The 12,588-nt window shown below is 65.7% G+C and carries 14 protein-coding genes; 4 read left to right on the forward strand and 10 right to left on the reverse strand.

Annotated elements, in window-relative coordinates:
- Positions 1-100: 100 nt before the first annotated feature.
- From TO66_RS27825 to TO66_RS27840, 4 genes are all read left to right on the forward strand, one after another.
- Entirely contained in the window at positions 101-343 is a 243-nt protein-coding gene (locus TO66_RS27825) for an exodeoxyribonuclease VII small subunit (RefSeq protein ID WP_044465286.1), read from the forward strand.
- Positions 340-1,227: a (2E,6E)-farnesyl diphosphate synthase gene (gene ispA, locus TO66_RS27830; protein ID WP_044465287.1), complete on the forward strand. Its 888-nt coding sequence runs from the start codon at positions 340-342 to the stop codon at positions 1,225-1,227. Before TO66_RS27825 ends, ispA begins: the two co-directional genes overlap by 4 nt.
- A gap of 111 nt (positions 1,228-1,338) precedes the next feature.
- Positions 1,339-3,237, forward strand: coding sequence for a 1-deoxy-D-xylulose-5-phosphate synthase (gene dxs, locus TO66_RS27835; RefSeq protein WP_044465288.1), 1,899 nt, complete (start codon positions 1,339-1,341; stop codon positions 3,235-3,237).
- Positions 3,238-3,366: 129 nt separating this feature from the next.
- On the forward strand, positions 3,367-5,292 hold the full coding sequence (locus TO66_RS27840; protein WP_044465289.1) for a TonB-dependent receptor domain-containing protein: 1,926 nt from the start codon (positions 3,367-3,369) through the stop codon (positions 5,290-5,292).
- A gap of 78 nt (positions 5,293-5,370) precedes the next feature.
- On the opposite strand, the gene TO66_RS27845 is transcribed toward TO66_RS27840, so the two are convergent.
- From TO66_RS27845 to TO66_RS27890, 10 genes are all read right to left on the reverse strand, one after another.
- On the reverse strand, positions 5,371-6,162 hold the full coding sequence (locus tag TO66_RS27845; protein WP_044465290.1) for a cobalamin-binding protein: 792 nt from the start codon (positions 6,160-6,162) through the stop codon (positions 5,371-5,373).
- Complete coding sequence (locus TO66_RS27850; protein ID WP_044465291.1) at positions 6,162-6,581, reverse strand: hypothetical protein; 420 nt, start codon at positions 6,579-6,581, stop codon at positions 6,162-6,164. Before TO66_RS27850 ends, TO66_RS27845 begins: the two co-directional genes overlap by 1 nt.
- Positions 6,578-7,195, reverse strand: coding sequence for a GTP cyclohydrolase II (gene ribA / locus TO66_RS27855; protein WP_044465292.1), 618 nt, complete (start codon positions 7,193-7,195; stop codon positions 6,578-6,580). Before ribA ends, TO66_RS27850 begins: the two co-directional genes overlap by 4 nt.
- A 112-nt stretch (positions 7,196-7,307) precedes the next feature.
- Positions 7,308-8,066 (reverse strand): ABC transporter substrate-binding protein, encoded by a 759-nt coding sequence (locus tag TO66_RS27860; protein ID WP_044465293.1) that lies wholly within the window; start codon positions 8,064-8,066, stop codon positions 7,308-7,310.
- Positions 8,067-8,076: 10 nt separating this feature from the next.
- On the reverse strand, positions 8,077-8,580 hold the full coding sequence (locus TO66_RS27865; RefSeq protein WP_044465294.1) for a phosphatidylglycerophosphatase A: 504 nt from the start codon (positions 8,578-8,580) through the stop codon (positions 8,077-8,079).
- On the reverse strand, positions 8,577-9,542 hold the full coding sequence (gene thiL / locus TO66_RS27870) for a thiamine-phosphate kinase (protein WP_044465295.1): 966 nt from the start codon (positions 9,540-9,542) through the stop codon (positions 8,577-8,579). Before thiL ends, TO66_RS27865 begins: the two co-directional genes overlap by 4 nt.
- A 178-nt stretch (positions 9,543-9,720) precedes the next feature.
- Entirely contained in the window at positions 9,721-10,221 is a 501-nt protein-coding gene (nusB, locus tag TO66_RS27875) for a transcription antitermination factor NusB (RefSeq protein WP_044465296.1), read from the reverse strand.
- Complete coding sequence (gene ribE / locus TO66_RS27880; RefSeq protein ID WP_003228649.1) at positions 10,218-10,694, reverse strand: 6,7-dimethyl-8-ribityllumazine synthase; 477 nt, start codon at positions 10,692-10,694, stop codon at positions 10,218-10,220. The genes nusB and ribE overlap by 4 nt, the downstream gene beginning before the upstream one ends.
- 91 nt (positions 10,695-10,785) lie before the next feature.
- On the reverse strand, positions 10,786-11,877 hold the full coding sequence (ribBA, locus tag TO66_RS27885; protein WP_044465297.1) for a bifunctional 3,4-dihydroxy-2-butanone-4-phosphate synthase/GTP cyclohydrolase II: 1,092 nt from the start codon (positions 11,875-11,877) through the stop codon (positions 10,786-10,788).
- A gap of 31 nt (positions 11,878-11,908) precedes the next feature.
- Positions 11,909-12,571: a riboflavin synthase gene (locus tag TO66_RS27890; protein ID WP_044465298.1), complete on the reverse strand. Its 663-nt coding sequence runs from the start codon at positions 12,569-12,571 to the stop codon at positions 11,909-11,911.
- Positions 12,572-12,588: the final 17 nt, after the last annotated feature.

Here is a 12,588-nt window from a genome sequence, read left to right on the forward strand (position 1 = left end):
CACAGTCCTCTGAAAAGTTCTGCGAGTCCCCTGCTCATTTGCCCCGAAACCCCATGTCTGCTAGTGTCGCGCCGGTTTAACGTCAACCGGGATAGCCGCCATGGCCCGCAAAAAAGCTGCCTTAGATTTCGAACAATCCCTCGCCGACCTGCAAACGCTGGTCGAGCGTCTGGAGAACGGCGAGCTGTCGCTGGAAGACTCGTTGACCGCCTTCGAGCAAGGCATCGGCCTGACCCGCGATTGCCAGGCGGCCCTGGCCCAGGCCGAGCAGAAGGTGCAGATCCTGCTGGAGCGCGATGGCGAACTGGCCGAAGCGCCCTTCGACGCGGAACAGCCAGAATGATCGCGGCCTATCAGGCCAGCAGTCAGGCCCGGGTCAATGCTGCGCTGGAAACCCTGTTCAAGGCGCCGGGCCCCGAGCTGGAGCGCCTTTATCAAGCCATGCGCTACAGCGTGATGAACGGCGGCAAGCGCGTCCGTCCGCTGTTGGCCTACGCCGCCTGCGAAGCCCTTGGCGCTCGCCCGGAACAAGCCAACGGCGCGGCCTGCGCGGTGGAGCTGATCCACGCCTATTCCCTGGTGCACGACGATTTGCCGGCGATGGACGACGACGACCTGCGTCGCGGCCAGCCGACCACCCACAAGGCCTTCGACGAAGCCTGCGCGATCCTCGCCGGCGACGGCCTGCAGAGCCTGGCTTTCAGCGCCCTGCTCGACCCGCGCCTGAGCGATTCGAGCGCCGAGATCCGCCTGCAGATGGTCAGCACCCTGGCGCTGGCCGCCGGCCCCGCCGGCATGGTCGGTGGCCAGGCCATCGACCTCGGTTCGGTCGGCCTCAAGCTGGACCAGAAAGCCCTGGAATACATGCACCGGCACAAGACCGGCGCGCTGATCGAAGCCAGCGTCCGGCTCGGCGCCCTGGCCAGCGGCCGGGCCGAGAAAGACGAACTCAAGTCCTTGCAGGCCTATGCCCAGGCCATTGGCCTGGCATTCCAGGTGCAGGACGACATTCTCGACGTGGAAAGCGATACCGCGACCCTGGGCAAGCGCCAGGGCGCCGACATCGCCCGCGACAAGCCGACCTACCCGGCCCTGCTCGGCCTGGAAGCGGCCAAGGCCTACGCCCTGGAGCTGCGCGACCAGGCCCTGCATGCCCTGCGACCCTTTGACGCGGGCGCCGAGCCGCTGCGGGAGCTGGCGCGGTATATCGTCGAACGCCGCCATTGATCGACCCGGCGCGGCAGACCGCGCATCGGCCAAGTTCCGCGCACTGCGTGGGCAGCTTGCGATGCATCAGGTAAACTGCCGCCTCTTTCTATACCTATAACGATTCGCCTGATGCCCACGACGTTCCATGAGATTCCCCGCAAGCGCCCGACCACGCCCCTGCTCGACCGGGCCGGCACGCCGGATGGCCTGCGCCGCTTAGGCGAAGCCGAGCTGGAAACCCTGGCCGATGAGTTGCGCCAGGAACTGCTCTATACCGTCGGCCAGACCGGCGGGCATTTCGGTGCCGGCCTGGGCGTCATCGAGCTGACTATCGCGCTGCATTACGTCTTCGACACGCCGGACGACCGTCTGGTCTGGGACGTGGGTCATCAGGCTTATCCGCACAAGATCCTCACCGGTCGTCGCGAGCGCATGGCTACCCTGCGCCAGAAGGACGGCCTGGCCGCCTTCCCGCGGCGCTCCGAGAGCGAGTACGACACCTTCGGCGTCGGCCACTCCAGCACCTCGATCAGCGCCGCGCTGGGCATGGCCATTGCCGCGCGCCTGCAGAACAGCGAGCGCAAGGCCATCGCGGTGATCGGCGACGGCGCCCTGACCGCGGGCATGGCCTTCGAGGCCCTGAACCACGCGCCGGAAGTGGACGCCAACATGCTGGTGATCCTCAACGACAACGACATGTCGATCTCGCGCAACGTCGGCGGCTTGTCCAACTACCTGGCCAAGATCCTTTCCAGCCGCACCTACGCCAGCATGCGCGAGGGCAGCAAGAAGGTCCTGTCGCGCCTGCCCGGGGCCTGGGAAATCGCCCGCCGCACCGAGGAATACGCCAAGGGCATGCTGGTTCCCGGCACCCTGTTCGAAGAACTGGGCTGGAACTACATCGGCCCCATCGACGGCCACGACCTGCCGACCCTGATCGCCACCCTGCGCAACATGCGCGACCTCAAGGGCCCGCAGTTCCTACACGTGGTGACCAAGAAGGGCAAGGGTTTCGCCCCGGCGGAAGTCGACCCGATCGGCTACCACGCCATCACCAAGCTCGAACCCCTGGACGCTCCCGCCGCCGCGCCGAAAAAAGCCGGCGGGCCGAAGTATTCCGCGGTGTTCGGCGAGTGGCTGTGCGACATGGCCGCCGCCGATCCGCGCCTGGTGGGCATCACCCCGGCGATGAAGGAAGGCTCGGACCTGGTGGCCTTCAGCGAACGCTTCCCGCTGCGCTACTTCGACGTGGCGATTGCCGAACAACACGCGGTGACCCTCGCGGCCGGCATGGCCTGCGAAGGCGCCAAGCCGGTAGTGGCGATCTACTCGACCTTCCTGCAACGCGGCTACGACCAGCTGGTTCACGATGTGGCGGTGCAGAACCTCGACGTGCTGTTCGCCATCGACCGCGCCGGCCTGGTGGGCGAAGACGGCCCGACCCACGCCGGCAGCTTCGACCTGTCGTTCCTGCGCTGCATCCCCGGCATGCTGGTGATGACCCCGAGCGACGAGAACGAACTGCGCAAGATGCTCAGCACCGGCCATCGCTACAACGGCCCCGCCGCCGTGCGCTACCCGCGCGGCAGCGGCCCGAATGCACCAATCGAGAAAGACCTGGAACCGATCGAGATCGGCAAGGGTGTAGTCCGCCGCCAGGGCAGCAAGGTCGCCCTGCTGGTGTTCGGCGTGCAACTGGCCGAGGCGCTGAAAGTCGCCGACAAGCTGGATGCCACCGTGGTCGACATGCGCTTCGTCAAGCCGCTGGATGAAGCCCTGGTACGCGAGATCGCCGCCAGCCACGAGCTGCTGGTGACCATCGAAGAGAACGCCATCATGGGCGGCGCCGGTGGCGCGGTCAGCGAATTCCTGGCGCGCGAAGCCATCCTCAAGCCGATCCTGCACCTGGGCTTGCCGGACCTCTACGTCGAGCACGCCAAGCCGGCGCAGATGCTCGCCGAATGCGGCCTGGACGAAGCCGGCATCGAAGCCGCCGTACAGGCGCGCCTGCAACTGCTCGGCCGGTAACCCGCAGCCGCGGCGGCGATAGGTCCGAAGGACCCAGCGATCCCAGGATCGCTGCGACCGGTTGCCGGTCGATCGCCGCATCCGCGCTGGCCGTTATCTTTCGCCCGCCCTATGCGCAACGGATTGTCGATGACCGCTTCCCGTCTCCTCCTGTCCCTTGCCCTGCTGCCCCTTGCCCTGCTGCCCCTTGCCCTGCTGTCCAGGGGCCATCTGCTGGCCGACACCCTCGAGCGTGAGCAGGCCCTCAAGCTGCCGGACGTGCTGATCAGCGCCAACCGCCAGGTGGAGGCCCGCAACGACAGCAGCGCCGCCAACACCGTGTTCACTCGCGACGACATCGAGCGCCTGCAACCCTCCAGCATCACCGACCTGCTGCAGCGGGTGCCCGGCGTGCAGGTCGCGCAGAGCGGCGGGCGCGGCAGCCTGCCGGGCATCTACATTCGTGGAACCTCGTCAGCGCAGACCCTGGTGCTGGTGGACGGCCAGCGCATCGGCTCCTCCACCTCCGGCGACAGCAACCTGCAGCACCTGAACATCGAGCAGATCGAGCGGGTGGAAGTGCTGCGCGGTTCACGCTCGGTGATCTACGGCAGCGACGCGATTGGCGGGGTGATCCAGATTTTCACGCGCCGCGGCGCGGAACAGGGACTGCAGGCCCGCCTGCACCTGGGAACGGGCAGCCAGCGAAGCTGGGAACGCAGCCTCGGCCTCTCCGGCGGCGACCGGCAGACCCGTTTCAACCTGGGCGCCAGCCTCGACGAAACCGCGGGCGGCAACAGGACCCATGAATCCTATGCCAGCGACCGCGACAACGACGCCTACCGCAACCAGTCCCTCAGCCTGAGCCTGAGCCACGCCTTCAACGACGACTGGGAAGCGGGCCTGAACCTGCTGGATAACCGTGGCAAGAGCGAATTCGACAACCCCTTCGGGCGCTTCGACAGCAACACCTTCCAGAGCCTGCCGCAGCAGCCCTACAGTGAGTTCGCGGTCAGCAGTTTCAGCAGCTATCTCGACGGCCGCCTCAACGACGCCTGGAAATCACGCCTGGAACTGGGCCACAGCGAGAACCGCGAGAAGACCTTCGACAAGCTCAGCGACCAGCGTTCGCTGTTCAATACCTACCGCGACTCGCTCAACTGGCAGAACGACCTGGCCCTGGACGAACGCAACAGCCTGATTCTCGGCGGCGACTGGTACCAGGACCGGGTCAACAGCAGCACCGCCTTCGCCGAGGACAGCCGCTGGAACCGCGCGGCCTTTATCCAGCACCGCTTCCAGGCCGAGCGCTTCGCCACCGAACTGGGCCTGCGCCGCGACCAGAACCAGCAGTTCGGCGGGCAAAACAGCTGGAGCGGCACCTTCACCCTGCCGCTGAACCCGGACAACGATCTGTTGCTGACTTACAGCGAGGGGTTCCGCGCGCCCACGTTCAACGACCTCTACTACCCGAACGAAAACGGCTTCATCAACAGCAACCCGGACCTGAAGCCCGAAACCTCAAAAAGCTACGAACTCCAGTGGCGCAGCCAGCTCAGCGACAGCAGCCGGCTGGAAACCTCGCTGTACCGCACCGACCTCAAGGACGCCATCGTGTTCGCCAGCAACGGCCCGCAAAACGTCAGCTCGGCGCGCATCAACGGTATCGAAAGCACCCTGAAACAGGAGCTGTTCGGCTGGCAGAGCAACCTGGGGCTGGCGATCATCGACCCGCGCGATCGCGACACCGGCCATACCCTGGCCCGGCGTGCCCGCCGCACCCTGAGCCTGGACCTGGACCGGCAGTTCGACCGCCTGGGCCTCGGCGCCACTTGGCAGGCGGTGAGCAGCAGTTATGACGACCCGACCAACCAGCAGCGCCTGGGTGGGTATGCCCTGCTGGGCCTGCGCGGCAGTTGGGCGCTGAATCACCAAGTGCGCCTCGAACTGAAGCTCGACAATCTGCTCGACAAGTCCTACAGCCGGGTGCTGTACAGCCATGACGGCGCGCAATACGGGTATCGGGAAGAAGGCCGGGCCTGGGTGTTCGGCGTCACCTGGACGCCGGAGTTTTAGTCATGCGGTGCAAGGGCGGGCGCTATCGCGGGCAAGCCTCGCTCCTACGGAGTCCACAATCCGTCTCGCCGGCCCGGCTCAGGGCTGCAGCAGCTCGCAGAGCTTCGCCGTCGCCGCCATCATCTGCCCGCTCGGCCGTTCCAGGCCTTTATCGTTGATCAGTAGCAGCCGGCCCTGGGCTACGGCGCTCAGCTGGGGCCAGACCTTCCAGGCATCCAGCTGGGCCTGGGTGCTGGCCAGGATCACTTCTGGGTTGCGTTGCAGCACCGCCTCGACGCTGACCTGGGGCGCTGGCGGCGCCAGGTCGGCAAATACGTTGCGCGCGCCGCACACATTCAACGCGTCGCTGATGATCTGCCCGCCGCCCACGGTGTACAGCGGCTGGTCCCAGACCTGATAGAACACCTTCAGCGGTTCACTACGCGCGTAGCGCTGGCGCAGGCTGGCCAGGCGTTGGCGCAGCTCGTCGGCAAGCGCCTGGCCGCGCTGTGGACGCCCTAGCCGGGCGGCGATGGTTTCGATCTGGGTGGCCAGCTGGTCGAGGTCATGCGGCTCGGCGACCAGGGTCGGGATCCCCAGGCGGGCCAGTTGCTCACGCTGAGCCGGGCCGACGCTGCCGGGCCAGAGCAGGAGCAGGTCCGGCCGCAGGCTGAGCAAGCGCTCCATGTCCAGCTGGCCATAACGGCCCACGGACGGCAGGTGACGCAGGGATGGGGGACGTTCGCCGGCGTCGAGCAGGCCGACCAGCAGGTCGGCGGAGTCCAGCTCGACGACGATTTCCGACAGCGAGGGCGCCAGGCTGACCACCCGCTCGACGGCCAGCACCGGGCCAGCGAGGGCCAGCAGCAGGACTGCCAGCCAGCGCCGCATCAACCGAGCTGGCGCGGAATGCGGTAGAGGTAGAACAGCACCGCGGTGGACAGCGCCAGCAGCACCAGCGGCACCGCTTCCAGGCCGACGAATACTGCCAGCGCGCCGATCCAGGCCGGCAGCGCCGCCGCCAGGAATGCCGCGCGCCGGCGCGCCGCCAGTTTGATCCAGGCCGCGGGTTCCAACGGGGTATCGAGGGCTTTATGGGTGGCGATCAACGCCCGCTTGTAGCCGCCGAAGAAACGCAGGCTGACAAACATCGAGGCCACTCCGGCGATAAAAAACGGCATCGCCAGGATCGGCAGCAGCGGCTCGCCCTGGCCAAACACCAGGTTGATCACGAACAGCGGCAGCAGCGCCAGCGCCAGGTATTGCCACCAACTGACGGCCAGACGCCGCCGCACCTGACCGCGCGTCACGCCCGGTCGACCTCGCCCTGGTGCTCGTTGCCCATCATGTGGTCGAGCTTGCTGGCCTTGGTGGCGAGGTAAAGCTTGTTGTGCGGGTTATGCCCGGTGTGCAGCGGCACGCGCTCGGCGACGACGATGCCCATGTCGGTCAGGGCCTTGACCTTGCGCGGGTTGTTGGTCATCAGGCGCAGGGATTTCACCCCCAGGTGCTCGAGCATCGGCAGGCACATGGCATAGTCACGCTGGTCGGCGGCGAAGCCCAGGCGCTCGTTGGCCTCGACGGTGTCGGCGCCGCCGTCCTGCAGTTCGTAGGCGCGGATCTTGTTCAGCAAGCCAATACCGCGGCCTTCCTGGCGCAGGTACAGCAGGACGCCGCGGCCTTCGCGGGCGATCGCCTGCAGCGCGGCTTCCAGTTGCGAACCGCAGTCGCAGCGCTGGCTGAACAGGGCATCGCCGGTCAGGCATTCGGAGTGCAACCGGCCGAGCACCGGAGCGCCATCGGCAATCTCACCCAGGCTGAGCACGACATGTTCGCGGCCAGTGGCTTCATCGAGAAAACCGTGCATGGTGAATTGCGCAAAAGGAGTGGGCAGCTTGGAAGCGGCGACAAAAACGACGGGCACCGTTGTGCTCCTGATCTGTATGGGACTGTAGATTCGCAGAGGCGGCATTGTAACAGCAGCTTCCGACAGACGCTTAGGCTGAATTATCGGACATAAAGATCGAGAAGTTAGATCAGCGCCGCGCGGGAGGTGTCGGAACATCGAACGGATAAGGCTGGTGCCAGCGTTGGAAAATCGGCCGCAAACCGCCGCTTTTCACCAGTTCGTCCATCCGCCGATCGAACAGTGCGCACAGCGCACGCCCCCGCTCGTTGTCGGCAAATCCCAGGAACAGCGGCAGTTCGGCCAGGTGAGTGCGACGGAACAGCGAGCGGTCCTCGGCCTGGGACAGCACGTAATCGACCTCGATCAGGGAATCGATATAAAAGTCGGCACGCCCCTGCTGGAGCATCGGCAGGATGCCGATCCGTCGGCGGATCTCGTTGAAGCGCCGGATACCGGGCAGGTAGTCCTGATAGCGATAACCCCGCACCCAGACCAGGCGATAGCTGCCGAGCGTGGCCAGGGTCGGCGGCGGGTTCGACGCCAGCCCGAGGCTGTAGAGATGATCGGTGTCGTAATTCCAGCGCGGATACAGCGCACCGCTGGCCTCGTCCAGGTAGGAACCGACCAGGGCATCGACTTCGCGGCGTTGCACCAGCCCGACCGAACGGGTGTAGGGCACGCTGAGCCTGTCGAGCTTCACCCCCTGGGTCTCGAAGACCTCGCGCAGGATGTCCCAGGCCATGCCTTGGCCATCGGCCTGTGTGTAGCGGTCCCATTCTTCGCTGGCCACCCGGATTTCCCCGGGCAGCGCCGCCGTTTCAGCGGCCCGGGCCAGGCTACCGGCCAAGACACAGAGCATCACCAGCAGAACACGACCCACCCGCATGGCTAATTCCTCAGGTAAAGCACCACACCAGCCCCTGCATCGCCAACCAGGCGAAGACACCGGCCAGCACGTCGTCGAGCATGATCCCGATGCCGCCGTGCACATGCCGGTCGACCCAGCGAATCGGCCAGGGCTTGAGAATGTCGAAGAAACGGAACATCAGGAACCCCGCCAGCAGCCACTGCCAGCCTTCCGGCACCAGCCACAGGGTGATCCACATGCCGACCATTTCGTCCCACACGATGCCTTCGTGGTCATGCACCCGCAGGTCGTCGGCCACCTTGCCGCACAGCCAGAAGCCGAACAGCATGGTGATGCCGAGCATCAGCCAGTAGCCCCAGTCCGGCAACATCTGCCACAGCGGGATAAAGGGTAGCGCGACCAGCGAACCCCAGGTGCCCGGCGCCTTGGGCAGGGTGCCGGAACCGAAGCCGAAGGCCAGGAAGTGCCAGGGATTACGCCAGACGGAAGGCGGCACGAACTCTGCCGGAACCTGTTTGGGATGATCTGTCACGGTGTCTCCCGAAAATGTTGATAACCCCGGGTGCCCGGGGTGATGTCCTGCCCCTGGGCATCCAGCAGCACCACGCCCTGCCCGGCCACGACCCGGCCCAGCACATGCACCGGCCAGCCGGCGGCCAGCAACGGCGCCAGCTCGGCCTCGGGCAGCGTAAACGCGAGGACGTAGTCGTCACCGCCGCTGAGCGCCGCCGAGCGGGCATCATTCTCCCCGAGAAAGCTCAGCAAGGCCCGGGACATCGGCAGTTTTTCGCTTTCGATCAGCAAGCCGACAGCCGAAGCGGCAGCAATGTGCCCGCAATCGGCCAGCAGGCCATCGGAGATGTCCAGGGCCGCGCTGGCCTTGCCGCGCAGCGCCTGGCCCAGGCCCAGCTGCGGTTGCGGCGACCAGTAATGGGCCAGCAAGGGATCGGCGATCTGTGCGCTGGCGCTGCGCTGTCCGAGCACCAGGGGCAAGGCCCCGGCGGCATTGCCCAGCTCGCCACCGACACACAGCAGGTCGCCCGGCCGGGCGCCGCTGCGGGTCAGCGCCTGGCCAGCAGGCACCCGGCCGAAGACGGTCAGGGTCAGGGTCAGCGGACCGCGCGTGGTATCGCCACCGACCAGGCGCACGCCGCAGCGTTGCGCCATGGCATTCAGGCCGTTGGCATAGGCTTGCAGCCAGGCGGGCTCGACCGTCGGCAGGGTCAGGGCCAGGGTGAATGCCACAGGCGTGGCGCCCATGGCCGCCAGGTCGCTGACCGCCACCGCCAGCGAGCGCTGGCCGAGCAGGAAAGGGTCGCAAGGGTCGACGAAGTGCACACCGGCCACCAGGGTGTCGGTGGAAATCGCCAGGTGCTCGCCAGGCGGAACAGCCAGCAAGGCACAGTCGTCGCCGACCCCCAGGGCAACGCCCTCGCCCCCCTGCGCACAAGGCGCGGCAGCGAAGAAGTCACGGATCAGCTCAAACTCGCCCATTGGGTATCCTGTTTCACCACTACTGTTCTTCTTTTGGCGGCGTCCGTTGTCGCCAGACTGCGTTGCCGCTCCTCGCCATAGCGGGCTATGACTGGTCGCGGCGCCTTGTCTGGCATCAACAGGCACTCCCCCCAAAAAGGAACGTACCGGCGAGACAGGACACTGCGGCAAGCGCGGATCAGCGCTTGAACGCCTTCACTTCAGCTTCGCGCAGGCGCGGGGCCAGCTTGTCGAGTACACCGTTGACGAACTTGTGGCCATCGGTGGAGCCGAAGACCTTGGCCAGCTCGATACCTTCGTTGATCACCACGCGGTACGGCACGTCGACGCGCTTGAGCAGTTCCCAGGTGGACAGGCGCAGCACGGCCAGTTCTACCGGGTCCAGCTCTTCGATGGTGAGGTCCAGGCAAGGGGCGAGAGCGCTGTCGATCTCTTTCTTGTTGGCCGGTACGCCGTGCAGGATCTCACGGAAGTAGGCACCGTCGATGTCGGTGAAATCGTTGTCGACCCGGAACTGCGCTTCGATCTCGTTCAGCGAGTGCTTGGCCATGTGCCATTGGTACAGCGCCTGGGTCGCGAGCTGACGAGCTTCGCGACGCTTGGCGCTCTTGGATGGCTTGCCAGCGTCCGCAGGTTTCGGATCGCGCGGGTTGAAACGATCGCTATCGTCGCTAATCACTTGGCCTCCAACTGCGCCAGCAGGCTGACCATTTCCAGGGCGGACAAGGCAGCTTCGGCCCCTTTGTTGCCGGCCTTGGTGCCGGAACGCTCGATGGCTTGCTCGATCGAGTCGACAGTCAGTACGCCGAAGGCGACCGGTACGCCGAACTCCATGGACACCTGGGCCAGGCCCTTGGTGCACTCGCCTGCCACGTATTCGAAGTGCGGAGTACCGCCACGAATGACCGCGCCCAGGGCGATGATCGCCGCGAACTCGCCCTTCTGCGCGACTTTCTGCGCGACCAGCGGAATCTCGAAGGCGCCCGGAGCACGGATGATGGTGATGTCGCTTTCGCTCACGCCATGGCGAACCAGGGCGTCAACGGCGCCGCTGACCAGGCTTTCGACGACGAAGCTGTTGAAACGGCCGACCACCAGGGCATAGCGGCCTTTGGGGGCGATGAAGGTACCTTCGATGGTCTTCAGGGTCATTCGACAAATCTCTTAAAGAGCCGGAGCGCGTTCACTACGCGCTCACTGGTGATATTTGAACCGCGAATTTCAAGCCGCAGGCAGCCGGCTTTTATTCGGAGGGCACGTATTCTACAACTTCCAGGTCGAAACCGGATATCGCATTAAACTTCATCGGCGCACTCATCAGGCGCATCTTGCGCACGCCCAGGTCGCGCAGGATCTGCGAGCCGGCCCCGACGATGCTGTAGGTGGTCGGTTTCTTCGCCGGCGCGTGCTCGGCCGTTTCGCGGATGTGCGCCAGCAGCACGTCGCCATCCAGCGGGTGACCCAGCAACAGCACCACGCCGCTGCCGGCCTCGGCCACCGTGGCCATGGCAGCCCGCAGGCTCCAGCGGCCAGGCTGCTTGACCATCAGCAGGTCGCGCAGCGGGTCCATGTTGTGCACGCGAACCAGGGTCGGTTCTTCGGCGCAGATGTTGCCCAGGGTCAGTGCCATATGCACGTCGCCTTCCACCGAATCACGATAGGTCACCAGGTTGAACTGGCCCAGTTCGCTGTCCAGCGGCTGCTCGGCAATCCGCTGAACGGTACGTTCGTGGATCATCCGGTAGTGGATCAGGTCGGCGATGGTGCCGATCTTGATGTTGTGTTCGGCGGCGAAGGTTTCCAGCTCGGCACGGCGGGACATGGTGCCATCGTCGTTCATCACTTCGCAGATCACTCCGCTCGGCTCGAAACCGGCCATGCGCGCCAGGTCGCAGGCGGCCTCGGTGTGGCCGGCGCGGGCCAGGGTGCCGCCCGGCTGGGCCATCAGCGGGAAGATGTGGCCCGGGCTGACGATGTCTTCGGCCTTGGCGTCCTTGGCGGCAGCGGCCTGCACCGTGCGGGCGCGGTCGGCGGCGGAGATGCCGGTGGTCACGCCGGTGGTGGCCTCGATGGACACGGTGAACTTGGTGCCGAACCCGGAACCGTTGCGCGGCGCCATCAGGGGCAGCTTGAGCAGCTCGCAACGCTCGCGGCTCATCGGCATGCAGATCAGGCCACGCGCGTGCTTGGCCATGAAGTTGATGTGCTCGGCCTTGCAGCACTCGGCGGCCATGATCAGGTCGCCTTCGTTCTCGCGGTCTTCGTCATCCATGAGGATGACCATCTTGCCTTGGCGGATGTCTTCAACCAGTTCTTCGATGCTGTTGAGCGCCACTCGGCACCCCCCTTCTTTCAAAATTTGAGGTTCAGGATTTGAGGTAGCCGTTAGCGGCCAGAAAACTTTCGGTAATGCCACCGCTCGAAGGCTCCGCGGCCTTGTCGCCCAACAGCAGGCGCTCCAGGTAACGCGCCAGCAGGTCGACCTCGAGGTTCACCCGACGCCCCGGCTTGTACGAAGCCATGATGGTTTCGCTGAGGGTGTGGGGAATGATCGTCAGCAGGAACTCGGCGCCGTCGACCGCGTTCACCGTGAGGCTGGTGCCATCGACGGTGATCGAGCCTTTATGGGCGATGTACTTGGCCAGCTCCTTCGGCGCGCGGATGCGAAATTCCACGGCGCGGGCGTTGTCGCTGCGCGAAACCACTTCGCCGACACCGTCGACGTGACCGCTGACCAGGTGTCCGCCCAGGCGGGTGGTCGGGGTCAGGGCCTTTTCCAGGTTGACCGGGCTGCCGCTTTTCAGGTCGTTCATGGCGGTGCAGTCGAGGGTTTCACGACTGACGTCCGCGGCAAAACCATCGCCGGGCAGCTCAACCGCCGTCAGGCACACGCCGTTGACCGCGATGCTATCGCCCAGCTTGACGTCGCTCAGGTCGAGCTTGCCGGTTTCCACATGCACCCGCACGTCGCCGCCCTTGGGGGTCAATGCACGGATGCTGCCGATGGATTCGATGATGCCTGTAAACATGGAGTCCTCCTCGAGAA

The sequence above is a fragment of the Pseudomonas sp. MRSN 12121 genome, assembly GCF_000931465.1.
Lineage (GTDB): Bacteria > Pseudomonadota > Gammaproteobacteria > Pseudomonadales > Pseudomonadaceae > Aquipseudomonas.

Bases quoted from the DNA above. Each gene is read 5' to 3' on its own strand.
- TO66_RS27825 (WP_044465286.1), top strand. From the start codon at position 101: ATGGCCCGCAAAAAAGCTGCCTTAGATTTCGAACAATCCCTCGCCGAC.
- ispA (WP_044465287.1), top strand. From the start codon at position 340: ATGATCGCGGCCTATCAGGCCAGCAGTCAGGCCCGGGTCAATGCTGCG.
- dxs (WP_044465288.1), top strand. From the start codon at position 1,339: ATGCCCACGACGTTCCATGAGATTCCCCGCAAGCGCCCGACCACGCCC.
- TO66_RS27840 (WP_044465289.1), top strand. From the start codon at position 3,367: ATGACCGCTTCCCGTCTCCTCCTGTCCCTTGCCCTGCTGCCCCTTGCC.
- TO66_RS27845 (WP_044465290.1), bottom strand. From the start codon at position 6,162: ATGCGGCGCTGGCTGGCAGTCCTGCTGCTGGCCCTCGCTGGCCCGGTG.
- TO66_RS27860 (WP_044465293.1), bottom strand. From the start codon at position 8,066: ATGCGGGTGGGTCGTGTTCTGCTGGTGATGCTCTGTGTCTTGGCCGGT.
- thiL (WP_044465295.1), bottom strand. From the start codon at position 9,542: ATGGGCGAGTTTGAGCTGATCCGTGACTTCTTCGCTGCCGCGCCTTGT.
- ribE (WP_003228649.1), bottom strand. From the start codon at position 10,694: ATGACCCTGAAGACCATCGAAGGTACCTTCATCGCCCCCAAAGGCCGC.
- TO66_RS27890 (WP_044465298.1), bottom strand. From the start codon at position 12,571: ATGTTTACAGGCATCATCGAATCCATCGGCAGCATCCGTGCATTGACC.